This window comes from Streptomyces sp. NPDC016845 (assembly GCF_044332585.1).
Lineage (GTDB): Bacteria > Actinomycetota > Actinomycetes > Streptomycetales > Streptomycetaceae > Streptomyces.
In genome coordinates, this window is record NZ_JBIRPI010000010.1 from 191,219 (window position 1) to 213,724 (window position 22,506).

20 protein-coding genes and 1 tRNA gene are annotated in these 22,506 nt (G+C 71.3%); 5 read left to right on the forward strand and 16 right to left on the reverse strand.

Translation table 11 applies throughout. From position 1 onward, the window contains the following. Positions 1-24: 24 nt before the first annotated feature. Positions 25-402, forward strand: coding sequence for an SsgA family sporulation/cell division regulator (locus ACH4RC_RS24525; RefSeq protein WP_398204541.1), 378 nt, complete (start codon positions 25-27; stop codon positions 400-402). A 3-nt stretch (positions 403-405) separates the two neighbouring features. On the opposite strand, the gene ACH4RC_RS24530 is transcribed toward ACH4RC_RS24525, so the two are convergent. Both ACH4RC_RS24530 and ACH4RC_RS24535 read right to left on the reverse strand, forming a co-directional pair. Beyond that, positions 406-2,601, reverse strand: a complete 2,196-nt coding sequence (locus tag ACH4RC_RS24530) for an MMPL family transporter (protein ID WP_398204544.1) — start codon at positions 2,599-2,601, stop codon at positions 406-408. A 109-nt stretch (positions 2,602-2,710) separates the two neighbouring features. Beyond that, entirely contained in the window at positions 2,711-3,298 is a 588-nt protein-coding gene (locus ACH4RC_RS24535; protein ID WP_398204547.1) for a TetR/AcrR family transcriptional regulator, read from the reverse strand. Between the two features lie 201 nt (positions 3,299-3,499). On the opposite strand from ACH4RC_RS24535, the gene ACH4RC_RS24540 reads away from it, so the two are divergent. Further along, positions 3,500-6,823, forward strand: a complete 3,324-nt coding sequence (locus tag ACH4RC_RS24540; RefSeq protein ID WP_398204549.1) for a S41 family peptidase — start codon at positions 3,500-3,502, stop codon at positions 6,821-6,823. Between the two features lie 63 nt (positions 6,824-6,886). On the opposite strand, the gene ACH4RC_RS24545 is transcribed toward ACH4RC_RS24540, so the two are convergent. The 4 genes from ACH4RC_RS24545 to ACH4RC_RS24560 are packed head-to-tail and all read right to left on the reverse strand — an operon-like array spanning position 6,887 to position 10,569. Next, the gene (locus ACH4RC_RS24545; RefSeq protein WP_398204552.1) at positions 6,887-7,156 is read right to left on the reverse strand and encodes a hypothetical protein; all 270 of its coding nucleotides are present in this window, start codon (positions 7,154-7,156) and stop codon (positions 6,887-6,889) included. Between the two features lie 55 nt (positions 7,157-7,211). Next, positions 7,212-8,087: an SDR family oxidoreductase gene (locus ACH4RC_RS24550; protein ID WP_398204554.1), complete on the reverse strand. Its 876-nt coding sequence runs from the start codon at positions 8,085-8,087 to the stop codon at positions 7,212-7,214. Further along, positions 8,084-9,034: an alpha/beta fold hydrolase gene (locus tag ACH4RC_RS24555; protein WP_398204557.1), complete on the reverse strand. Its 951-nt coding sequence runs from the start codon at positions 9,032-9,034 to the stop codon at positions 8,084-8,086. The genes ACH4RC_RS24550 and ACH4RC_RS24555 overlap by 4 nt, the downstream gene beginning before the upstream one ends. Further along, complete coding sequence (locus ACH4RC_RS24560) at positions 9,031-10,569, reverse strand: flavin-containing monooxygenase (RefSeq protein WP_398204559.1); 1,539 nt, start codon at positions 10,567-10,569, stop codon at positions 9,031-9,033. Before ACH4RC_RS24560 ends, ACH4RC_RS24555 begins: the two co-directional genes overlap by 4 nt. Before the next feature lie 198 nt (positions 10,570-10,767). On the opposite strand from ACH4RC_RS24560, the gene ACH4RC_RS24565 reads away from it, so the two are divergent. Then, positions 10,768-11,391: a MerR family transcriptional regulator gene (locus ACH4RC_RS24565; protein WP_398204685.1), complete on the forward strand. Its 624-nt coding sequence runs from the start codon at positions 10,768-10,770 to the stop codon at positions 11,389-11,391. 56 nt (positions 11,392-11,447) lie between these two features. On the opposite strand, the gene ACH4RC_RS24570 is transcribed toward ACH4RC_RS24565, so the two are convergent. Together ACH4RC_RS24570 and ACH4RC_RS24575 are read right to left on the reverse strand one after the other, a co-directional pair. Then, on the reverse strand, positions 11,448-11,585 hold the full coding sequence (locus ACH4RC_RS24570; RefSeq protein ID WP_398204562.1) for a hypothetical protein: 138 nt from the start codon (positions 11,583-11,585) through the stop codon (positions 11,448-11,450). A 49-nt stretch (positions 11,586-11,634) separates the two neighbouring features. Further along, positions 11,635-12,456, reverse strand: a complete 822-nt coding sequence (locus ACH4RC_RS24575; protein WP_398204565.1) for an exodeoxyribonuclease III — start codon at positions 12,454-12,456, stop codon at positions 11,635-11,637. 46 nt (positions 12,457-12,502) lie between these two features. Between ACH4RC_RS24575 and ACH4RC_RS24580 the strand changes: the two genes are divergently transcribed. Next, a complete protein-coding gene (locus tag ACH4RC_RS24580; protein ID WP_398204567.1) occupies positions 12,503-13,009 on the forward strand; it encodes a GNAT family N-acetyltransferase in 507 nt (168 codons plus the stop codon). A 122-nt stretch (positions 13,010-13,131) separates the two neighbouring features. On the opposite strand, the gene ACH4RC_RS24585 is transcribed toward ACH4RC_RS24580, so the two are convergent. The 7 genes from ACH4RC_RS24585 to galU all read right to left on the reverse strand — a co-directional run bounded on the left by ACH4RC_RS24585 (position 13,132) and on the right by galU (position 18,647). Further along, a tRNA-Ala gene (locus tag ACH4RC_RS24585) sits at positions 13,132-13,205 on the reverse strand. A gap of 69 nt (positions 13,206-13,274) precedes the next feature. Continuing rightward, on the reverse strand, positions 13,275-14,408 hold the full coding sequence (locus ACH4RC_RS24590; RefSeq protein ID WP_398204570.1) for a hypothetical protein: 1,134 nt from the start codon (positions 14,406-14,408) through the stop codon (positions 13,275-13,277). Between the two features lie 160 nt (positions 14,409-14,568). Beyond that, positions 14,569-15,237 carry a GNAT family N-acetyltransferase gene (locus ACH4RC_RS24595; RefSeq protein ID WP_398204688.1) on the reverse strand — a complete coding sequence of 223 codons (669 nt, stop codon included), beginning with the start codon at positions 15,235-15,237 and terminating at the stop codon, positions 14,569-14,571. Then, complete coding sequence (locus ACH4RC_RS24600) at positions 15,234-15,785, reverse strand: molybdenum cofactor biosynthesis protein B (RefSeq protein ID WP_398204572.1); 552 nt, start codon at positions 15,783-15,785, stop codon at positions 15,234-15,236. Before ACH4RC_RS24600 ends, ACH4RC_RS24595 begins: the two co-directional genes overlap by 4 nt. Beyond that, positions 15,782-16,273: a cyclic pyranopterin monophosphate synthase MoaC gene (gene moaC / locus ACH4RC_RS24605; protein WP_398204574.1), complete on the reverse strand. Its 492-nt coding sequence runs from the start codon at positions 16,271-16,273 to the stop codon at positions 15,782-15,784. The genes ACH4RC_RS24600 and moaC overlap by 4 nt, the downstream gene beginning before the upstream one ends. A gap of 105 nt (positions 16,274-16,378) precedes the next feature. Then, positions 16,379-17,740, reverse strand: coding sequence for a gephyrin-like molybdotransferase Glp (gene glp / locus ACH4RC_RS24610; RefSeq protein ID WP_398204577.1), 1,362 nt, complete (start codon positions 17,738-17,740; stop codon positions 16,379-16,381). Between the two features lie 4 nt (positions 17,741-17,744). Then, positions 17,745-18,647 carry a UTP--glucose-1-phosphate uridylyltransferase GalU gene (gene galU / locus ACH4RC_RS24615; protein ID WP_398204579.1) on the reverse strand — a complete coding sequence of 301 codons (903 nt, stop codon included), beginning with the start codon at positions 18,645-18,647 and terminating at the stop codon, positions 17,745-17,747. Between the two features lie 94 nt (positions 18,648-18,741). Between galU and ACH4RC_RS24620 the strand changes: the two genes are divergently transcribed. After that, a complete protein-coding gene (locus tag ACH4RC_RS24620) occupies positions 18,742-19,365 on the forward strand; it encodes a 5-formyltetrahydrofolate cyclo-ligase (protein ID WP_398204582.1) in 624 nt (207 codons plus the stop codon). Positions 19,366-19,428: 63 nt separating this feature from the next. Here the strand turns inward: ACH4RC_RS24620 and ACH4RC_RS24625 are convergent, their stop codons facing one another. Beyond that, complete coding sequence (locus ACH4RC_RS24625) at positions 19,429-22,284, reverse strand: penicillin acylase family protein (RefSeq protein WP_398204585.1); 2,856 nt, start codon at positions 22,282-22,284, stop codon at positions 19,429-19,431. Between the last annotated feature and the right edge of the window lie 222 nt (positions 22,285-22,506).

Here is a 22,506-nt window from a genome sequence, read left to right on the forward strand (position 1 = left end):
CGGACTTATGGGACATTGGACGACATGACCGTCGGCATAGAGCAGTACGTCGAGCAGTACGTCCGGGCCCATGTCGTCACCGACTCCCCGGACGTGCACCGGGCCGTACCCGCTGTGCTGCGCTACGACGGCCAGGTCCGCGTCACCCTGCCCGGCGCCGGCGCATGGGCCTTCCCGCGCGATCTCCTCGAACGCGGGCTCCGGGCGCCGGTCCGCGGCGAGCACATCCGGATCTGGCCGTGCGGACGGGTCCAGGTCGTCATCGAGCTCCACCCGCGGGAACGACAGGGGCCCGGACAGCCGAACGGGGTGACGGTCGTGCAGTTCGACGTGAAAGCGCTGATCCGCTTCCTGCGTCGTACGTACACGGCCGTCACCCCGGCGGCGACGGTCACTCCCTGACGGCTAGGCGTCGACGAGCTCCCGCTCCTTCTCCTGGGCCGCGTTCAGGCCCTCGCCCTCGACGTCCACGTTGGGCAGCGCCCGGTCCAGCCACTTCGGCAGCCACCAGGCCCGCTTGCCGAGCAGCGCGAGCACCGCGGGCACGATCGTCATGCGGACCACGAACGCGTCGAGGAAGACGGCGATCGCGAGGCCGAAGCCGATCATCTTGACCATCTGCTCGGAGGAGCCGATGAAGCCGGCGAACACCGCGATCATGATGACCGCCGCGGCCGTGACGACCCGGGCGCCGTGCCGGAACCCGGTGACGATGGCCTGCGCGGGCCGCTCCCCGTGGACGTACGCCTCGCGCATACGGGTCACGAGGAAGACCTCGTAGTCCATGGCGAGACCGAAGACCACGCCCACCATGAAGATCGGCATCATCGACATGACCGGGCCGGTCTGTTCGACGCCGAAGAGCGAGCCGAGCCAGCCCCACTGGTAGACGGCGACGACGGCGCCGAGCGCGGCGAGCACCGAGAGCAGGAAGCCGAGGGCCGCCTTGAGCGGGACGAGGACCGAGCGGAAGACGACCATCAGGAGCAGGAAGGCGAGGCCGACGACGAGCGCGAGGTAGGGCACGAGCGCGTCGTTGAGCTTCTGCGAGACGTCGATGTTCATGGCCGTGGAACCGGTGACGGCGAGTTCGGCGCCGGTGTCGGCCTTGATGTCCTTGCCCGCGTCACGGATGGCGTGGACGACGTTCTCGGTCTCGACGGAGGACGGCTTGTACTTGGAGACGACGTTGACGATGGCCGTGTCACCGGCCTTGTTGAACGTCGCCGGGGTGACGGCGGCGACGCCGTCCGTGCCCTTGATCTCCTTGACGACGCGGTCGACGGCGGCCTTCGGGTCGTCCGCGCCCTTGGCGTCGACGACCGTCATCAGCGGGCCGTTGAAGCCGGGGCCGAAGCCGTCGGAGAGCAGGTCGTAGGCCTTGCGCTGGGTGGTGTCGGTGGGCTGTACGCCGTCGTCGGGCAGGCCGAGTTCGAGCGAGGCGACCGGGACGGCCATCGCGCCGAGACCGATGACGGCCGCGACGAGGACCATGACCGGGCGGCGCAGCACGAAGCGGGCCCAGCGGGTGCCCATGTTGGCCTTGGGCTCGGCGGCCGGGTCGGACGACTCCTGCGCCTTGCGGGCCTTGCGGCCGTGGACGCGCTTGCCCACGTAGCCGAGCAGCGCCGGTATCAGGGTCAGCGCGATGAGGACGGCGATGGCGACCGTGCCGGCCGCGGCGATGCCCATCTTCGTCAGCATCGGGATGTTGACGACGGCGAGGCCGACCAGGGCGATGACGACGGTCAGACCGGCGAAGACGACGGCCGAACCGGCGGTGCCGACGGCCCGTCCGGCGGCCTCCTCGTGCTTGCGGCCCTCGGCGAGTTCGGCGCGGTAGCGGGAGACGATGAACAGCGCGTAGTCGATGCCGACCGCGAGGCCGATCATCATCGCGAGGATCGAGGTGGTGGAGCCGAGGTCGAGCGCGTTGGCGAGCGCGGTGATCGAGGAGACGCCGATGCCGACGCCGATCAGCGCGGTGAGCAGCGGGAGCCCGGCCGCGACCAGCGAGCCGAAGGTGATGACCAGGACGACGGCCGCGACCGCGATACCGATGATCTCGGTGGCGCCGGTCTCCGGCATGGCCTGGAAGGCGTCACCGCCCGCCTCGACGGTCAGCCCGGTCTTCTTCGCGTCGTCGATGACCTTCTGCAGCGCGTCCCGGTCGTCGTCGGTCAGCTCCATCGAGGAGACCTTGTACGTGGCCGAGGTGTAGGCGATCGTGCCGTCCTTGCTCACCGTCTTGGCGACGTACGGGTCGGCGACCGAGGCGACCTGCTTGGAGCTGTTCTTGAGGGCGGCGACGGTGTCCTGGACGTCGGCCTTGTTGGCGGCGCCGGTGAGCTTCTCGTCCGTCGGCGCCTTGAAGACGATGCGGGCGGTCGCGCCGTCCGCGGCGGTGCCGGGGAAGCGCGCGTCGAGCAGGTCGAACGCCTTCTGCGCCTCGGTGCCGGGGATCGAGAAGGAGCTGGAGGCGGCGGTCGGCGCGGTGGCGGCGCCCACGCCCGCGAGGGTGAGCAGCGCGATCCATATCAGGACGACGAAGTGGCGCCGCCGATAGGCGAGCTTGCCGATTTTGTAGAGGAATGTGGCCACGGGGGGCGACTCCCGGTCAGGTCGTTGCGTACAGCTGGGCAGGGATCATCAGCCCGACGACGTGAGCGGTCGCGTCAGGTGCGGGGTGAGGGACGACGGGAAAGGGGGATCAGGCGCTGAGGGCGGGGAGGACTACAGCGTCGATGTACGAGGTCAGGTAGGCCTGGGTCGGGGGCTGTTCGTCGATGAGCGTGCGGGTGGCGAACGCGCCGATCAGCATGTGGATCACATAGCCGAGCCCCGGGTTGTCGGCCCGGATCTCGCCGCGTTCCACGGCTCTCCGCAACAGCCGGTCGAGCCCCGACAGCTCGGGCTCGACGATCCATTCCCGGAAGGCTTCCAGGAGGTCGGGGTTGGCGTGCACGGCGACCATCAGGCCGCGCATCAGCGCACTGTTCTGCTCCATGTGACAGTCGTCCTCACGGACGGCCATCGCGTGCAGGTCACCGCGGAGCGAGCCGGTGTCGATCTCGGCGAAGCGCGGCTTCTGCTGCCGCAGCGCCTTCACCACCAGCTCCGCCTTCCCGCCCCACTGGCGGTAGAGCGTCGCCTTGCTGGCCCGGGTCCTGGCGGCGACGGCGTCCATCGTCAGGGCGTCGTAACCGACCTCGCGGAGCAGATCGAGCACGGCGCCGTACAGCTCGGCCTCGCGCTCGGGGGTGATCCGGCTGCGGCGCGCCGTTGCCTCCGCGACCATGATCGTCACCTCTTCCTCGGATCTCGTACGCCCTGAACATACCCTGCGCCCTAACGAAACGAAACCGTTTCGTACGTGGGGTCCACCACAGTCATAAAGAACGTGTAGGCGAACGTGCAGGGACCCGATCAGGCCGGTACCGGTACCCGTATGTACGGCGGCCCGGTTGCCTAAGCCCCCGGGACGGCAAAGCATGAGGAGGTGACTGAGGCGACTGAGGCGAACGAGGACGACACGGGCCGGGCCTACCTGCGGTTCCCGCACCTGAGCGGCGAGCGACTCTGCTTCGTCGTCGAGGACGATCTGTGGGTCGCGCCCGTCGACGGCTCCGCGCGGGCGTGGCGGATCACCGTCGACCGCACGAAAGTCAGCCATCCCCGGTTCTCCCCGGACGGCGAACACATCGCGTACACGACCTGGCGCAGCCTCGACCCGGAGATCTACGTGTCCCCGGCGGACGGCGGCTCCGCGCGCCGCCTCACCTTCTGGGGCAGCGTCGACACGCAGGTGCGCGGCTGGACCCCGGACGGCGACATCCTCGCGGTGGCCTCGCACGGCGAGCCGTTCTCCTACTTCACCTTCGCCTACCGCGTCCCCACCGACGGCTCCCCCGGCGGCAAGCTGCCCTGGGGCCCGGTCTCCGACATACAGGTCGCCGACATCGGAGGCGAGCGCAAGACGCTGCTCCTGACGGGTACGCCGCCGCACGAACCGGCCTCCTGGAAGCGCTACCGGGGCGGCGCCCAGGGCCGGCTGTGGATGCACGGCGAGCGCATCCTCGCCGACCTCGACGGCCACCTCGACGACCCGATGTTCGTCGACGGCCGCATCGCGTTCCTCTCCGACCACGAGGGCATCGGCAACGTCTACTCGTGCCTGCCCGACGGGTCCGACCTCACCCGCCACACCGACCACGACGCCTTCTACGCCCGCCACGCCTCCAGCGACGGCACCCGCGTCGTCTACCAGTGCGCGGGCGAGATCTGGCTCCTCGACGACCTCTCGCCCACCTCGCGCCCGCGCCGCCTCGATGTCCGCCTGGGCGGGCCGCGCGCCGGGCGCCGCTCCTACCAGGTCCCGGCCGCCCTCCACATCGACGCGCTCTCCGTCGACGAGACCGGCCGCGCCAGCGCCGTCGTCGTGCGCGGCAGCCTGTACTGGCTGACCCACCGCGACGGCCCGGCCCGCACCATCGCCGACACCCCGGGCGTCCGCGTCCGGCTGCCCGAGATGCTCGGCTCCGGCGGCCAGGTCGCCTACGTCACCGACGTGGCGGGCGAGGACACCGTGGAGATCGCCTACCTGCCGCGCGCCACCGGCGACCGCCCGCCGCGCCGCCTCGCGGGCGGCGACCTGGGCCGCGTACAGGAACTGGTCAGCGACCCGGACGGGGAGCGCCTGGCCATCGCCTCGCACGACGGGCGGCTCCTGCTCATCGACGCGGGCGAGGAGCCGGAAGAGTCGGGAGAGCCGGGGCAGTCGGGAGAGCCGGGGGAGCCGGAGGAGCCGGAGGGGCAGGTCACCGAGCTGATCCGGTCCGTCAACGGGCCCGTCCGCGATCTCGCCTTCTCGCCCGACGGCGCCTGGCTGACCTGGTCGCACCCGGGCATCGGCCGCTCCCTGCGGCAGATCAAGCTGGCCCGGATCAAGGACCGTACGATCGTCGACGTCACCGACGGCCGCTTCGAGGACGAGAACCCGGTCTTCACCCGCGACGGCCGCTACCTGGCGTTCCTGTCCTGGCGCGGCTTCGACCCGGTCTACGACGTGCACACCGGCGACCTGTCCTTCCCGCTCGGCTGCCGCCCCTACCTCGTACCGCTGTCGTCCGCGACGGCCTCACCGTTCGCGCTCTCGCCCGACGGGCGCACGGCGGCAGGCGGACTCGACCCGATCGAGGAGACCGGCTCCGGGCTCACCCAGGCCGCGCCGACCGTCGAGATCGAGGGGCTCGCCAACCGTGTCGTGCCCTTCCCGGTCGCCGCCTCCAAGTACTCGGGCCTGCACCCCGTCTCCGGCGGCGGGCTCGTCTGGCTGCGGTGGCCGATCTCGGGCGCGCTCGGCGAGACGTTCGCCAACCCGGCCGACACCTCCTCGCAGCCCACGCTCGAACACTTCTCCCTCGCCAAGTGCAAGAAGACGCAGCTCGTCGACCACATGGACTGGTTCGCGGTCAGCGGCGACGGAACCCGGCTCGTCGTCGGCGACGAGGGCGAGCTGCGCGCCGTCCCCTCCACCGAGAGCGGTGACAGCGACTCCACCGTCTGGATCGACCTGCGCCGCATCCTGCACGAGGCCGATCCGCCCGCCGAGTGGCGCGGCGCCTTCGAGGAGGCGGGCCGCATCATCCGCGCCTACTTCTGGGAGCCGCGGATGGGCGGCATCGACTGGTCCGGCGTCCTCGACCAGTACCGTCCGCTCGTCGAACGGGTCGCGTCCCCCGACGAGTTCGCCGACCTGCTCCGCGAGGTCCTCGGCGAACTCTGCACCTCCCACGCCTACGTCTCCGCCGCCCGCCGCAACGAGGGCCCGGCCCACTACCAGCGCGCCCAGGGCCTCCTCGGCGCCAACTTCGTCTGCCGCGGCGACCGGTGGATGGTGGCCCGCATCCTGCCCGGCGACTCCTCCGACTCCAAGGCCCGCTCCCCGCTGGCCGGCACCGGCATCCGCGAAGGCGCCGTCCTCACGCACGTCGACGGCCGCCCGGTCGACCCGGTCACGGGCCCGTTCCCGCTGCTCGCGGGCGCGGGCGGCACCACCGTCGAGCTGACCTTCGCCCGCTCCGAGGGCGGCGGCCGACCGCGCCGCGTCGCCGTCGTCCCCCTCGTCGACGAACGCCCGCTGCGCTACCAGGACTGGGTCGCCAGCCGCCGCGAGGTCGTACGGGAGCTGAGCGGCGGCAAGTGCGGCTACCTGCACATCCCCGACATGGGCGGCTCGGGATGGGCCCAGTTCAACCGCGACCTGCGCATGGAGGTGTCCCGGCCCGCCCTCATCGTCGACGTACGGGGCAACGCGGGCGGCCACATCAGCGAGCTGGTCATCGAGAAACTCGGCCGGAAGATCATCGGCTGGGACCTGACCCGCAACGCCCAGGCCGTCTCCTACGCCTCCAACGCGCCGCGCGGGCCGGTCGTCGCCCTCGCGGACGAGGCGACCTCCTCCGACGGCGACATGATCACCGCCGCGTTCAAGCTGCTCGGGCTCGGGCCCGTCGTCGGCCAGCGCACCTGGGGCGGCGTCGTCGGTATGACCGGACGCCACAAGCTCGGCGACGGCACGGTGATCACGGTGCCGATGAACGCGGCCTGGTTCCCCGAGTACGGCTGGTCCGTCGAGAACCGCGGCGTCGACCCCGACTTCGAGGCGCTGCGCACCCCGCTCGACTGGGCCGAGGGCCGGTACGCGCAGCTCGACGACGCGGTCCACCTCGCGCTCGACCTGCTGGAGAAGCAGGGCGCCCTTGAACCGCCGGACCTCTCGGACGTGCCGGACAAACGGAGGCCGCCGCTGCCGCCACGGTGAGCGGCATACGGCAGTGGCCCCGCCCGGCGTCCCGGGCGGGGCCACTGCGTTCAGGACAGGGCGTCAGGCGTCGCGGCCCTGGCCGAACTTGTCCTGCGTCCGCTGCGAGGCGTCCTGCGCCCGGTCACGGCCCTGCCGACCACGCTCGCTCAGCTCGTCCTGGCCCTGCTGCCCGCGCTCGCGCGCCTGGTCCTGGGCGTCGCCCATGCGGCCCTTGGCCTTGTTGGAGAGCTCGTCGGCCTTGTCCTGGAACTGGTCCTTGATGCCCATGCTGTGTTCACTCCCGAAGGGGTTGGTGGGGTGGGGCTCGACCAGACTGACACGCCGGGACATCAGCCGCATTTCGATCAATAACGGACCGTGGTGAGGGCCTGAAACCGCAGGTCGGTCAGTGCGTTCGGGCCGTCTCGTCGGCGGCGCCACCCGCCCCCACCAGCCCCCGCGAGACGCTTCCGAGCCGCGGCTCGAACCGGCGCATCTCGCGCTGCCCGACCGTGCCGATGAGCGCGGGCAGATAGCCGCGGATGCCCTGCATGCCCCGCAGCCACCACTGCGCGTACACGTGCGAGGAGCGCCGCTCGATGCCGTCCACGAGCCGGTCGACGGCCGGGCCCAGCGGATACGTCTTGTTCGACGGCCACGGCAGCCGCTGGCGCAGCTCGCGCATCACGTCGTCCTGGTCGGCGCCGCGCACCATGTCGGTGTCGGTCCAGGACAGGTAGCCGACGCCGACCTTCACGCCCTTGTAGCCGACCTCGGCGCGCAGGCTGTGCGCGTACGCCTCCACACCCGACTTCGACGCGCAGTACGCGGACATCATCGGCGCGGGTGTGATCGCGGCGAGCGAGGCGATCTGCAGAAGGTAGCCGCGCGACTCCATCAGTACGGGCAGGAACGCGCGGCCCGTCACGGCGGAGCCGATGAGGTTGACCTCGATGACGCGGCGCCAGGCGACGGGGTCCGAGTCGACGAACGGCCCGCCCGTGGCCACACCGGCGTTGGCCACGACGATGTCGACCTTTCCGAACCGCTCCTTCACCTCCTCGGCGACCCGCGCCATCGCCACGTGGTCGGTGACGTCGGCGTGCCACCAGTCGGCGTCGGAGTGCAGCCGCCCCGCGACCTGCTTCAGCTCGTCCGGCTCCAGACCGACGAGCGCGATCTTGGCGCCGCGCGCGGACAGCTTGCGCGCGAGCAGCTCACCGACCCCGCGCGCCGCACCGGTGACGACCACGACCTGACCCTCAAGGCTGACCCTGCTCATGCGACATCCGCCCCCTTCTCCGTACGGTTCTCCAGGTTCCCCAGGTAAGTGGCGGCCAGTTCACGGATCTCGCCCGTGACGGCCTCCGGCGCCTCGATGGGCGTCATGTGCCCGAGTCCGGGCAGCTCGCTCAGTCCTGCGCACTCGGGCAGCGCGGCGGCGATCCGCCGGGCGTGCACGATCGGGGTGAGCCGGTCCGCGGTGCCGCCGAGCACGGCCACCGGCAGCGTCAGCTCGGCCAGGGCCGCGTCCATGTCGAGCGTCTCCAGGACGTGCGACCAGCCGTGGCGCACGGCGCGCGGGCAGGCGTGCACGATGTGGGCGCACGCCTCGACCTGGCCGGGCGCGGCGCCGGGCCCCATGGTCGCGTACTTGAGGATCCGCTTGCCGAGCGGCGTGACGGGCCCGAGCGGCGCCTTCGACCCGAGGACCGACCGCGTCAGCCTGGTCCGCACCGCGCCCGCGAAGAGCAGCGGCACGACGGTCGCCTCGGCCACGAGCCGCGAACTGCCGGTGCTGCACAGCAGAACAGCGGCCGCGTGCTCCTTGAACCTGTCCCGCCCCGCGGCGGCCATCATCGTCATGCCGCCCATGGAGTGCCCGGCGAGCACGGCCCGCTCACCCGGCGCGAGCACCGCGCCGAGCACGGCCTCCAGGTCGTCGGCGAGCATGCCGGCGGTGTACGGGAGGTGCGTGGCGGCGGGTGAACGCCCGTGCCCGCGCTGGTCGTAGACGATCACCCGGTGATCGGTGGCGAGGGCGCGGATCTGCGCGGCCCAGAACGCCGTCGAGCAGGTCCACCCGTGCGAGAGCACCACGGCGGGCGCGTCGTCGGGGCCGTGCACCTCCACGTACAGCCGTGATCCGTCCGCGGAGACGGCGGTCAGTTCGCGGGCGGGGACGGGCGGTGCGTAGGGCCCGGTCCGCATATGGGTCAGCCGGCTCATGCGGCGCTCACCTCAGCCTTCTTCGCAGTGTCCTCGGCGGCTGCCACCGGTGGATCGGCGGGGGCGCGCAGTACCTCGTACTCCCCCACGTCCACATGGCGCGTGGCCTGCCGGAACTCGGTCGTCGTGCCGGGCCACACGGTCGTGTTGACCCCGTTCTCGTCGAGGTACCAGCTCTTGCAGCCGCCGGTGTTCCACACGGTCCGCTTCATCCGGTCCTGTACGCGGTTGTTCCAGCCGGTGACGGCACTCTCGCGCGGGGTGAGGGCGACCCGGCCGCCGAGCACGTTCAACTGGCGCAGGTAGTCCGCCAGGTAGTTCAGCTGGGCCTCGATCATCAGGATCATCGAGGAGTTCCCGAGCCCGGTGTTGGGCCCGATGACCGTCATGAAGTTCGGGAAGCCCGCGGCGGTCGCCCCGCGCAGGGCGGCCATCCCGCCCTTCCAGCTCTCGGCCAGGCTGACGCCGTCGGCGCCGATGACGCGCTGGGCGATCGGCATGTCGGTGACGTGGAACCCGGTGCCGAAGACGATCGCGTCGGCCTCGGCCTCGGTGCCGTCGGCGGCGACGAGGGTGCTGCCCCGTATCTCGCTCAGCCCGGAAGCCACGACATCGACGTTCGGCCGGGCGAGCGCGGGATAGTACGTGTTGGACAGCAGGATCCGCTTGCAGCCGATGCGGTAGTCCGGGGTGAGCTTGGCGCGCAGGGCCGGGTCCTTGACCGCCCGGTACATGTTCCGCTTGGCGAGCTGTTCGACCAGGCCCAGTTCGTCGGGGTGCTTGGTGAACGCCTGGACCTGCAACTCCCGTATGCCCCACAGCACTCCGCGCCGCGCCTGCGTGGTGAACGGCAGTCGGCGGTGGAGCCAGCGTTCGGCCTTGGTGATGGCGCGGTCGGCGCGCGGCATCACCCACGGCGGGGTGCGCTGGAAGAGGGTGAGCCGCCCGACCTCCTGCTGGACGGCGGGCACGATCTGAATGGCGGAGGCACCGGTCCCGATCATGGCGACGCGCTTGCCGCGCAGGTCGTAACCGTGGTCCCAGCGGGCGGAGTGGAAGACCTTGCCGGGGAAGGTGTCGATGCCGGGTATGTCGGGCACCTTGGGGTCGGAGAGCGGCCCGGTGGCGGAGACGACGACATCGGCGGTGAGCGTGCCGGAGGCGGTGTCGATCTCCCACCGGAGCCGCTCGCCGTCCCACCGCAGTTGCCGCACCTCGGCGTTGAGACGTATGTGCGGCCGCAGCCGGAAGGTGTCGGCGACGTGCTCCAGGTACTCCCGGATCCGCTCCTGCCCGGAGAAGGTGCGCGGCCAGTCCGGGTTCGGGGCGAAGGAGAACGAGTACAGGTGCGAGGGCACGTCGCAGGCGCACCCCGGGTAGCTGTTGTCGCGCCAGGTGCCGCCCACCGCGTCGGCGCGCTCCAGGACCACGAAGTCGGTGACGCCCTCGCGGCGCAGCCTGACCGCGGCGCCCAGACCGCCGAAGCCGGACCCGATCACCGCCACCCGTACGTGTTCGTGCTCCTGTTCGGGCATCTCGGCGCCTCCCTTGCCGCGCGACTGCGCCAGTGAACACTGGCACAGTTGGTGAGCGTAGAGCAGGGGCGTACTGATGGGTAGGGGTCGGGTCGAGGAAAGTTACCGGCAGTACGGCTTAGGGTCGTGGGCGTGGCAGAAACGGTGACGGAACCAGACGACCCGGCCGACGAGGACAGCGGCCCGCGCGAATACCGCATGGAGGAACTGGCGGCGGCGGCCGGCATCACCGTCCGCACCGTCCGCTTCTACCGCGAACGCGGCCTGATCAAGCCGCCCCGTCGCGAGGGCCGCATCGCCTGGTACGACGAGACGCACCTCACCCGGCTGCGGACGATCGCCGCGCTCCTGGACCGCGGCCACACCCTCACCGGCATCACGGAACTCTCCGAGGCGTTCGACCGGGGCCGCGACGTCGGCGAACTCCTCGGCCTCGGCGAGCCCACCGAGGAGACCCCGGTCCGCCTCACCCCCGAGGAACTGGCCGACCACTTCGCGGGCGAGGTGACCCCGGAGAACCTCCAGGCCGCCCTCGACCTCGGCTACCTCGGCACCGACGGCGAGGAGATCGTCCACGTCAGCCGCCGCCTCCTGGAGGTCTCGTCGGCCCTGGTCCGCGAGGGCATCCCGCTGGCCGAGGTCCTCTCGGCGGCGAGCCGCGTCCGCGAACACGCCGACGCCATGGCCACCCTCTTCACGGACATGGTCCTGGCCCACGGCACGGAGAAGGACGTGCAGCGCTTGCGGCCGCTGGCCAAGTCGGTGGTGGAGGCGGAACTGTCCATGGCCCTGGACAGAAAACTGCCGCCGCCGGGGCCGTGACATGGCCCCGGCCCTCGCCCTGGCCGGGAGGCTGCCGCCGCCCTCCGACCGGTGACTCAGACCGGCAGCCACCACCGCGCCCCGCAGATCCCGCCGCCCACCAGCTTGTACGCCCCCGGCGGCCGGCGCAGGTCTTCGAGGCCGGGCTCCGGCACGGTGGTGACGACCCGTCCCGTACGCGGGTCACCGCCCACGCACTTCACGCTTCTACGGGCGACCGGGTGCGGCAGTGCGGCTGCTCGCCTACGAGAAGACCACCGTCACCGGTGCGTGATCCGACCACCGCTCAGCGTGGGTGGCGGCCCGCTCCACGAACCCCTTGACCGCGCGCCCGGCGAGCCCGGGGGTCGAAACCAGCACGTCAATGCGCCAACCGGTGTCGTTGTCGAAGGCCCGCCCCCGGTACGACCACCACGAGTACGGCCCCTCGACCCCCGGGTGCAGCGCCCGCACTACATCCACGTAGCCGCCGTCCGCCGCGTCGTAGACCCGGCTCAGCCACTCCCGTTCCTCGGGCAGGAAGCCGGAGCTCTTCTTGTTGCCGCGCCAGTTCTTGAGGTCGGCCTCGGTGTGGGCGATGTTCCAGTCGCCGCAGACGACGACCTCGCGGCCCTCGGCGGCGGCCCGTACGCGCAGCTCCTTCAGGTACTCCAGGAACTCGGCCATGAAGCGGATCTTCTCGTCCTGGCGCTCGGTGCCGACCTCGCCGGAGGGCAGGTAGAGGCTGGCGACGATCACGCCGGGCAGGTGGGCCTCGACGTAGCGGCCGCTGGTGTCGAACTCCTCGGACCCGAAGCCGATCCGTACGTGGTCGGGCGCGCGCCGCGTGTACAGCGAGACGCCGGCCCGGCCCTTGGCGGCGGCGGGCGCGTGCACGACGTGCCAGCCCTCGGGGGCGCGCACCTCGGCGGGCAGCTGCCCGGGTTCGGCGCGGACCTCCTGCAGGCACACGACGTCGGCCTCGGTGGCGCCGAGCCACTCCACGAAGCCCTTCTTGGCGGCGGCGCGGAGCCCATTCACGTTCACGGTGGTCACAGTCAGCACTGGGCCACGGTACCGGCACACTGAACAAGTACACCGCCCCTGCAAGCATAGAGATACGATCACACGCATGAGTATCCAGACCTCGCCCGGCACGGCGATAGCCCTGCGCACCGTCTCCTACGGCCACCCCGACGCGGTCGCACTGAACGACCGCGTGCAGCTCGAGTACGCGGAGCGCTACGGCGACGAGGGCGACATCACACCGCTCGACCCGACGATGTTCACCCCGCCGCGGGGCCTCTACCTGATCGCGTACGACGAGGCGGGCACGCCGCTCGCCACCGGCGGCTGGCGCGCCCAGGACGCGAACGAGGAGGCGTACGCGGACGGCGACGCCGAGCTGAAGCGCATGTACGTCACACCGGAGGCGCGCGGCCTGGGTCTGGCCCGCCGGATCCTGGCGGCCCTGGAGGCGGACGCCCGCGCGGCGGGCCGCAGGCGCATGGTCCTGGAGACGGGCACGAAGCAGCCGGAGGCGATCGCCCTGTACGCGTCGAGCGGGTACGAGGAGTGCGCCAAGTTCGGCCTGTACCGCTTCGAGGAGCTGAGCCGCTGTTACGCCAAGGCGCTGTAGGAAGTGGCCGTGTGGTGACCGTCACAGCGGTCCCCACAGCGGTCGCCACACCGGGGCGCAGTGGGGCGCATGCCCACAAAGCAAGAACCCCGCCGGTTTCCCGGCGGGGTTCTCAATTGCGGTGGACCTGTGGGGATTTGAACCCCAGACCCCCTCGATGCGAACGAGGTGCGCTACCAGACTGCGCCACAGGCCCTTGCAACGAGTGAAACTCTAGCACCCTCACCCGGTAGCCCCAAAATCGCTTCCTGGCAGGTCAGCCAGGTCACTCGTTGGCGGCTCGCGGACGGCCCCCGGCCTCGGCGCCGTCGTCGTACTGGTCGAAGAGCGGCGTGCGGCCCCGCTCGCGGGAGCGGCGGGCGGAGGCGGCGCGGCGGGCGTCGCTGCGGCCGTCGTCGGCGGGCTGCTCCTGCGGCGGCTCGGGGGCGGCCTGCCCGGCCGCGGAGGAGCGGGCCGCGCTCCATGTCTCGGGAGCGCCGTAGTCGACGCCGCCGCCCGCGCGCGGGGCGACCGGTGCGGTCACGTAGGTCGGCAGCGGTACGGGGACGGGGTCCCAGCTCTCACCGGCGCCGGGCGGGCGCTGGCGCTCGCGCTGCTGGTCGACCCACTCGGCGTGATCGGTCTGCTCGACGAGCGCGCGCCGGTCGGCGGCGAGCGCCTCCAGGCCGGGGTCGGTGCCGATCTCGGTGTCTGGGCCGTCCTCCAGGTCTTCGGCGGCGCCGCGCTGCGCGGCCGGCTGGCGGCGGCGCGGCTGGCGCTCGCGCAGGCGCTGGGCGGCGATCTCGGCGCGGCGGCGGTCCATGACGTAGGCGAAGCGGCGTCGTTCCTGGGCGCGCAGGTGGACGATGTAGGTGCTGAGCAGCAGCGCGGGTACGACGGGCGCCCACAGGAACGCGACCCCGCCGACCCCGGCGACGACGGCGCCCGCGGTGAAGGCGGCGAAGAGCAGCACGGTCGTACGGCGCCTGCGCGCGAGCACCTTGGTGCGGCGGGCCCGCGCCTGCGCCTCGGCGGAAGTGACGCGCGCGGGGCGGGACTTGGCGGCGGACTTGGCCGCGGGCTCGACGGCGGGCTCCGGCTGGGGTTCGGGCGCGCGGGCCGGCTCGGGGCGCTGTCGCGTGGTGGCCGCGGGCGCGCCGAGGGCCCGGACGTCCACCGCGTCGGTGGGCGCGTCCGGGTCGGCCGGGGGCCGCTCGTCCGTCTCCGGGGAGCGCGCCTGCAGGTCCTTGGCGTACCGGCGCTCCATGCCCGCTCGTCCGGACAGAAGTCGGATGGCGGTGCTGAAGCGTTCCGTCGGACGGGCTTCGTTCAGCTCGTCCTGCCTACGGAGCCACATCGGCACCAAGTAGGCGGCCCAGGCCCCGACGATGACTGCGTAGATGAGGCCGCTGCTGCTCACGCCTCACACCGTAGAGGGGTTTACGGGGAGCCATCCGCCAATTGAGCCGGTGTGTCGCACGATCTGCCTGATATTTCGAGCATTTTTTCCGACTGGTGCGATCAACTGGCCGCCGCGGGCACGAATTCATTGGCGCCGAGGCCTAATTCGAACATTTATTTCATTTTGAGGGTGCGCCCGGATCGATGGCGCTGGAACCGGCCGGACCTGCGGTGTTTCCGCGCCGTCCGCGCCGCCAGCGACGAAGGAGCCCTTCGGGGACCTCTTCGGCGGTGAGCGCGAAGACGAGGTGGTCGCGCCAGCCGCCGTCGATGTGCAGATAGCGGGGCCGCAGCCCCTCCTCGCGGAATCCGAGTTTCTCCACGACGCGGCGGCTCGGCCCGTTCTCCGGGCGAATGCAGACCTCGATGCGGTGCAGGCCGACCGTGCGGAAGCAGTGGTCGACGGCGAGCGCGACGGCGGTGGGCATCACCCCGCGCCCGGCCACGCCCTGATCCACCCAGTAGCCGACGTGGCCCGAGCACATCGAGCCCCAGGTGATCCCGGCGACCGTCAACTGGCCCACGACCACGCCCTGGTACTCGATGACGAACGGCAGCATCCGGCCCGCGTTCGCCTCCGAGCGCAGATGGCGGACCATCTGGCGGTACGTGGGACGGTGCGAGACCGGGCCGCTCGCGGTGGGCGGCGGGATGGTCGCCTCCCAGGGGCGCAGCCAGTCGCGGTTGCGGCGGTTGACCTCACGCCAGGCGCGCTGGTCGCGCAGCCTTATGGGCCGGAGGACGACATCGCCCTCCGCCAGGACGACGGGCCAGGACGAGCTGTTCAGTGCGCACCCCCGGCTTCGTGGGCGTCAGGTCCGGGGTCAGCTTCGGCGTCAGGTCCGGTGTCGGGCCTGGGGTGGTCGCCGCCGCGCAGTTGGTCCACGGCGTGCGCGAGGAGCGGCGCCAGGACGGCGAGACCGTCCTTCACCCCGCCGCTCGAACCCGGCAGGTTCACGATCAGTGTGCGCCCGGCGACCCCGGCCCGGCCACGCGAGAGCGCGGCGGTGGGCACCTTCTCGCGCCCGTACGCGCGGATCGCCTCGGGGATGCCCGGGACGTCGTACTCGATGACGCGGGCGCTCGCCTCGGGGGTGCGGTCGGTGGGCGAGATCCCGGTGCCGCCGGTGGTGACGACGACGTCGTACGCCGCCTGGACCGCTCCCCGCAGCGCCGCCTCGACGGGGTCGCCGTCCGGTACGACCTGCGGGCCCTCGACCTCGAAGCCGAGCTCGCGCAGCCCTTCGACGATCAGGGGGCCGCCCTTGTCCGCGTAGACGCCGGCGGCGGCGCGGTTGGAGGCGGTGACGACGAGGGCGCGGTAGGTCTGGATCATGCCTGGGCCTCGCGGTTCCAGGTGCCGGACTTGCCGCCCGTCTTCTCCTCGACGCGCACGTCCGTGATGACGGCGCCCTTGTCGACCGCCTTGACCATGTCGACGACCGTGAGCGCGGCGACGGAGACCGCGGTGAGGGCCTCCATCTCCACGCCGGTACGGTCCGTCGTCTTCACCGTGGCGAGGATCTCCACGGCGTCGTCGGCGACGGAGAGGTCCAGCTTCACGCCGGAGACCGCGAGCGGGTGGCAGAGCGGAATCAGGTCCGGGGTGCGCTTGGCGCCCATGATCCCGGCGATCCGGGCGGTCGCGAGGGCGTCGCCCTTGGGGACGCCCTCGCCGCGCAGCAGCTCGATCACGCGCGGCGAGACGAGGACGCGGCCGCTGGCGCGGGCGGTGCGCGCGGTGACGTCCTTCTCCGAGACGTCGACCATGCGGGCCGCGCCCGCCTCGTCGATGTGGGTGAGTCGGTCCTGCGAAGTGCTCATGGTGCTGTGGCGCTCCCGATCCGAGCCGTGCGCGGTGCGGCGCGCCGGACTGCTTGTGCGCGACACGGTATCGCGGGGCCCGGAAAAACGGGCGGGCCGGGCCGGTCAGCCGAGGCGGACGACGGCCACTTCCGTGCCCGGTTCGAGCGTCGTCACGTCCTCGTCCACCACGATCAGCGCGTCCGCCTGGGCGAGCGCCGCGATCAGGTGGGAGCCCGAGCCGCCGACGGGGGCGACCGTGCCCGCCTCGGCGTCGTGGACGCCGCGCAGGAACTGGCGGCGGCCCTCCGGTGAGGTCAGCGCCTTGTCCGCGCTGAGCACCGCGCGCGTGGTGCGGCGCGCGCTGTCGTCGTCCAGGCCCATCAGGGCGCGGATCGCGGGCCGGACGAAGAGTTCGAAGGAGACGTAGGAGGAGACCGGGTTGCCGGGCAGGGCGAGCAGCGGGGTGTGGTCGGGGCCGACGGAGCCGAAGCCCTGCGGCTTGCCGGGCTGCATGGCGAGCTTGCGGAAGTCGACGCCGCTGCCCGCGCCGATGCCGTCCTCCTCGTCGGGGTCGCCGACCGAGGAGAGGGCTTCCTTGACGACGTCGTAGGCGCCGACGCTGACGCCGCCGGTGGTGACGACGAGATCGGCGCGGATCAGCTGGTCCTCGATGGTGGAGCGGAGCGTCTCGGCGTCGTCGGCGACCGCGCCGACCCGGTAGGCGATGGCTCCGGCGTCGCGGGCGGCGGCGGTGAGGGCGAAGCTGTTGGAGTCGTAGATCTGGCCCCGGCTCAACGCCTCGCCGGGCTGGACGAGTTCGCTGCCGGTGGAGACGACGACCACGCGCGGGCGCGGGCGTACGCGTACGGTGCCGCGGCCGATGGCGGCGAGCAGGGCGATCTGCGGCGGCCCGAGGATCGCGCCGGTGCTGAGGGCGCGGTCGCCCGCCCGGACGTCGCTGCCCTGCGCGCGTACGTGCGCGCGTGCCTCTGCGGGGCGGTGCACGCGGACCTCGCCGGAGGCGCCCTCGGGGGCGCCGGCGTGGGCGGACATCGTGGTGACGGGGCCCGCGCCGAGCCCGCCGTCGGTCCACTCCACGGGGACGACGGCCTCGGCGCCGGGCGGCAGCGGGGCGCCGGTCATGATGCGGGCGGCCTCGCCGGGGCCGACGGTGAGCTGTTCGGCCTGGCCCGCCGCGATGTCGCCGATGACGGTGAGTACGGCGGGGTACTCCTCGCTCGCCCCGGCGACGTCGGCGACGCGCACCGCGTATCCGTCCATCGAGCTGTTGTCGAACGGGGGCAGCGAGACCGGGACCGTCACGTCCTCGACGAGCACACAGCCCTGCGCGTCGAGGAGCTGCAGCTCGATGGGGTCGAGCGGGTGGACGGTGGCGAGAATGTCCGCCAGGTGCTCGTCCACCGACCAGACGTGCTGGCCGCCAGTGGTCGGCCCGGGGTGGGACGGGGTGGTCGCGCTGCTCAAAGTGCTACATCTCCTCGGTGACGTAACTGCGGAGCCAGGTCCGGAAGTCGGGGCCCAGATCTTCACGTTCGCACGCGAGTCTGACAATGGCACGCAGATAGTCGCCACGGTCGCCGGTGTCATAGCGGCGGCCCTTGAAGACGACGCCGTGCACGGGGCCGCCGATCTTCTCGTCGGCGGCGAGCTGCTGGAGGGCGTCGGTGAGCTGGATCTCGCCGCCGCGGCCCGGCTCGGTCTTGCGCAGTATGTCGAAGACGTGCGGGTCCAGGACATAACGGCCGATGACCGCGTAGTTGGAGGGGGCGTCGGCCGGGTCGGGCTTCTCCACGAGGCCGGTGACCTTGACGACGTCGTCGTCCTCGGTGGTCTGGACGGCGGCGCAGCCGTAGAGGCCGATCTGCGCGGGCGCCACCTCCATGAGGGCGACGACGCTGCCGCCGTACCGCTCCTGGGTCTCGACCATGCGCGCGAGCAGCGGGTCGCGGGGGTCGATCAGGTCGTCGCCGAGGAGGACCGCGAACGGCTCGTGGCCGACGTGCGGGGCCGCGCACAGCACCGCGTGGCCGAGGCCCTTGGGGTCGCCCTGGCGCACGTAGTGCATGGTCGCCAGGTCGCTCGACTCCTGGACCTTCGCGAGGCGGGCGGCGTCGCCCTTCCTCTGCAGGGCGTTCTCCAGCTCGTAGTTGCGGTCGAAGTGGTCCTCGAGCGGGCGCTTGTTCCGGCCGGTGATCATCAGAACGTCGTCGAGCCCCGCGGAGGCGGCCTCTTCGACCACGTACTGGATCGCCGGCTTGTCGACCACGGGGAGCATCTCTTTGGGAGTCGCCTTCGTGGCGGGCAGGAACCGGGTGCCGAGGCCCGCGGCGGGGATGACAGCCTTGGTGATCCTGGGGTGCGAGTCAGTCATGCCCGTCACCATATCTGCCACCTATGGGCGGAAACTGTGGTTCCGCTTTGTGTGTACATATATGGATGGAATAGGAGAGGTTTGTGAGTCGGCTATGAGCCCACATCCAGACAACCCGCGTGGCGCTCACCCTGACAAGCGCACATTGCGACGAAGGTTCCTCGCGGTGAGGAGCACCTTGCCGGTGGATGACGTACGGAAGACGGAGCTGGCCCTCGCCGAGCGGGCGTTCGAGGTCGAGGAGCTGGCGCGGGCCCGCACCGTCGCGGCGTACGTCTCCGTGGGCGGCGAGCCGGGCACCGCGCCGCTGCTGGACGCGCTCCGCGCGCGCGGGACGCGGGTCCTGCTTCCGGTGCTGCTCGACGACAACGACCTGGACTGGGGCGTCTACGAGGGCCCCTCCTCACTCGTCGCGGTCCAACACCCGGGGAGGATCGCGCTGTTGGAGCCGGGCGGCGAGCGGCTCGGCCCCGACGCGGTCCTGGCGGCCGACGTCGTGCTGCTTCCGGGGCTCGCCGTGGACGGGCGCGGGATGCGGCTCGGCCGGGGCGGCGGCTCGTACGACCGGGTTCTCGCCCGGCTGGAAACGGCCGGTGCACGCCCCGCACTCGTCGTGCTCCTTCACGACACCGAAGTGGTCGCGCACGTCCCGGAAGAGGCGCACGACAAGGCGGTGCACGCCGTGGTGACGCCGTCGGGGGCGCGCCGCTTCACGTAGCGCCGTACGTGCGTAAGGGGCCGCCACGCGCGCGTGGCGGCCCCTTACGTCACTTCCACCGCTCTACGGCTGCAGCACCAGCGTGTCCGACGTGCTGTCGCCGACGGCCTTGTCCGTGAAGTTCCACGGCAGCAGCTCGCCCTTGACCCACTTGTCGGTCTGGTCCGTGTAGTGGGCGCTGTAGGTGTGGCCCGAGGCGCCGGTCAGGTTGATCCACTTGGACTTGTCGAGGTCGGCCAGGTTGACCACCATCCGCATGGAGGGCACCCAGTCGACGCCGTAGCCGCCGGCCGCGTTCCAGCCGGTCGCGTTGACGGCCGCCTCGCCGCCGCCGAGCTTCCAGGGGCCGCGGTTCAGTACGTACTGCAGCCAGCCCGGGCCCTCGGTGCCGAGGGTCTGGTTCTTCAGCTCCAGCTTGTGCAGGCGGCCCCAGCTCCAGGTGTCGATGTCCTTGCCGAGCTTGGCCGTCAGGTCCCAGCGGGCGTCCTTCATGGCACGCGCGAGCAGCTCGTCACGCGTGGCGGTGGCCTTGTTGTTGCGGTTGCCCGGCGTCTTCCACCAGTCGTTCTTCTCATCGTTGATGATCTTGCGGACCACCTCGAACCAGCGGTCGCCGCCATCGGGCTGCGCCGAGTGCGCGTCGCGCTGGCCGCACTCGCGGACCTTGCGGTCCTCGTCGGCCGGGCCCGTGTTGTCGACCGGCGTCACGCTCAGGCACTGGCCCTCGACGCGCAGCTCCTTGGGCAGCTTGTTGCCGAAGGCGAGCTTGAGGACGTTGCGCCACACGGAGTTGAAGTACGCGGCCGCCGCCGAGTCCGGGTTCTGGGTGTAGTCCCAGTTCTCCAGGAGCTGCTGCGCCTCGCGGACGTAACTGTCCTTGACGTCGATCTTGAGCAGCTTGGGCACGAGCAGCTTGGCGATCTCGCTGCTGTTGTCCATCTGCATGAGCCGCATGTCGTCGGTGGAGATCTTCCCGCCGCCGTCGATCTTCGACTTGATGAGGTCGGTGATCCGCTGGCTGCGGGTGCCGTAGCCCCAGTCCGTGGTGAGCGTGTACGGGTAGTCCTTGCCGACCACGGCCTGGTTGGCGGTCACGATGTAGCCGCGCTTGGGGTTGTACTCGTAGGGCAGCTCGTCCTGGTCGAGGTAGCCGGTCCACTTGTACTTCGAGGTCCAGCCCGGCGACGGCAGCGAACCGTCGCCCTCGCCGCGCTCCGGAATGCGGCCGGGCAGCTGGTAGCCGATGTTGCCCTCGGTGTCGGCGTACACGAGGTTCTGCGAGGGGACCTCGAAGTCGGTGGCCGCCTTGCGGAACTCGGTCCAGTCCTTCGCCTTGTCGATGCCGAAGACGGCGTCCATGGTGTTGCCCGGGTCGAGCGCGGTCCAGCGCAGCGCCATGCCGTAGCCGTCGCCGCGGTCCGGCGCCGTGGTGCCCACCGGGGCCTTCTTGCCGACCTTGACGAGCTCGTCGTTGCGGTCGGACAGCAGAGGCCCGTTGTTGGTCTCGCGGACGGTGATCGTCTTGGAGGAGCCGCCGGCGACCTTGATGACTTCCTGGCGGGTCTTGAAGGCGACCGTCTTGCCGTCGTACAGGTAGCCGTCGTTCTGGAACTTCTCCAGGTAGAGGTCCGTGACATCGGCGCCCGAGTTGGTCAGGCCCCAGGAGATGTTCTGGTTGTGGCCGATGACGACGCCGGGCATGCCCGCGAAGGAGTAACCCGCGACGTCGTACTGGCACTTGGCCGAGACGCTGGTGCAGTGCAGGCCCACCTGGTACCAGACCGACGGGAGTTGCGGCGCCAGATGCGGGTCGTTGGCGAGCAGCGGCTTGCCGGTGATGGTGTGCTCGCCGTCGACGACCCACGAGTTGGAGCCGATGCCGTTGCCGTTGGGGCCCAGGCCCGCGGAGTCGGGGATCTGGTCCAGGACGTCGGCGAGGCCGCCCAGCTGGCTCTGGAAGCCGCTGGGGGCGCCTGCGCCGCCCGTCAGGCCGGTACCTGCGGTGCTGGTGCCTGTGCCGGTGCCTGTGCCGGTGCCGGTGCCGGTGCCTGTGCCGGTGCCGGTGCCCGTGCCTGTGCCGGTGCCCGTGCCCGTGCCCGTACCGGTCCCTGTGCCCGTGCCCGTCCCCGTGCTGGACGCCGAGTCGTCGTACGTGCCTGTGGCGCTGTCGTAGGCGCCCTCCTGCACGATCGACTTGTTCCGGTCGTACGGGTACTCGGGGTACAGGTCCTTGATCTGCTTCGTGGTGAGGCGGCTCGTCATCAGCGAACGGTCGATCTCGTCCTGCATGTTGCCGCGCAGGTCCCAGGCCATCGCCTTCAGCCAGGCCACGGAGTCGACCGGGCTCCACTTCTGCGGCTTGTAGTCGTTCTCGAAGCCCAGCGCCACGTACTCCGCGGAGATCTGCTTGCCGCTCTTGCCCGCCAAGTAGGCGTTGACGCCCTTGGAGTACGCCTGGAGGTACTTCTTCGTCTCGGGCGACAGCTTGGAGTCGTACTCCTTCTGCGCCACCCGCTGCCAGCCGAGGGTGCGCAGGAACTCGTCCGTCTTGACCTGGCCCTTGCCGAACATCTCGGAGAGGCGGCCGGACGTCGTGTGGCGGCGCACGTCCATCTCGTAGAACCGATCCTGCGCCTGGACGAAGCCCTGCGCCATGAACAGGTCCTCGTCGGAGGAGGCGTAGATCTGCGGGATGCCGTAGCCGTCCCGTTTGACCTGCACCTGGCCCTTGAGGCCGTCGATCTTGACCGAGCCGGTCGTCTGCGGCAAGGACGCGCGCACGCTGTCCACGCCCCAATAGGCGCCGTATCCGATGCCCGCGACGACGGCCAACACGAGGACGATCACGAGCAGTCGGGCTCGGCGCCCCTTCTTCTTGCCGGACTGGCGACCGGAAGAGGCGTTCGTAGTGGAGGGCATCGCGATCCTTGCTGTCCTTCGCTAGCGGCTGGCTGGAGCAACCATACGAGCAGTGCGGTGCGGGCCCGGACGCGGAGTCGCGAACCGAAGGGCCAACCTCCGGCCGGGCGTCAAGAAAGCGTTAACGATTAGGTAAGGTAACGAAGTACCTGAACCCCCTTTGCGGCGCCCCTCTCGGAAGGACCGGCCCCTGACTGTCCACCACCTCAACCAGCTCCTGCT

Excerpts from the sequence above, each read along its gene's own strand:
- ACH4RC_RS24620 (WP_398204582.1), top strand. The coding sequence starts at position 18,742 with ATGAGCCCACATCCAGACAACCCGCGTGGCGCTCACCCTGACAAGCGC.
- galU (WP_398204579.1), bottom strand. The coding sequence starts at position 18,647 with ATGACTGACTCGCACCCCAGGATCACCAAGGCTGTCATCCCCGCCGCG.
- ACH4RC_RS24545 (WP_398204552.1), bottom strand. The coding sequence starts at position 7,156 with ATGTCCCGGCGTGTCAGTCTGGTCGAGCCCCACCCCACCAACCCCTTC.
- ACH4RC_RS24560 (WP_398204559.1), bottom strand. The coding sequence starts at position 10,569 with ATGCCCGAACAGGAGCACGAACACGTACGGGTGGCGGTGATCGGGTCC.
- ACH4RC_RS24580 (WP_398204567.1), top strand. The coding sequence starts at position 12,503 with ATGAGTATCCAGACCTCGCCCGGCACGGCGATAGCCCTGCGCACCGTC.
- ACH4RC_RS24600 (WP_398204572.1), bottom strand. The coding sequence starts at position 15,785 with ATGATCCAGACCTACCGCGCCCTCGTCGTCACCGCCTCCAACCGCGCC.
- ACH4RC_RS24565 (WP_398204685.1), top strand. The coding sequence starts at position 10,768 with ATGGAGGAACTGGCGGCGGCGGCCGGCATCACCGTCCGCACCGTCCGC.
- ACH4RC_RS24550 (WP_398204554.1), bottom strand. The coding sequence starts at position 8,087 with ATGAGCAGGGTCAGCCTTGAGGGTCAGGTCGTGGTCGTCACCGGTGCG.
- ACH4RC_RS24555 (WP_398204557.1), bottom strand. The coding sequence starts at position 9,034 with ATGAGCCGGCTGACCCATATGCGGACCGGGCCCTACGCACCGCCCGTC.
- ACH4RC_RS24525 (WP_398204541.1), top strand. The coding sequence starts at position 25 with ATGACCGTCGGCATAGAGCAGTACGTCGAGCAGTACGTCCGGGCCCAT.
- ACH4RC_RS24535 (WP_398204547.1), bottom strand. The coding sequence starts at position 3,298 with ATGGTCGCGGAGGCAACGGCGCGCCGCAGCCGGATCACCCCCGAGCGC.
- ACH4RC_RS24625 (WP_398204585.1), bottom strand. The coding sequence starts at position 22,284 with ATGCCCTCCACTACGAACGCCTCTTCCGGTCGCCAGTCCGGCAAGAAG.
- moaC (WP_398204574.1), bottom strand. The coding sequence starts at position 16,273 with ATGAGCACTTCGCAGGACCGACTCACCCACATCGACGAGGCGGGCGCG.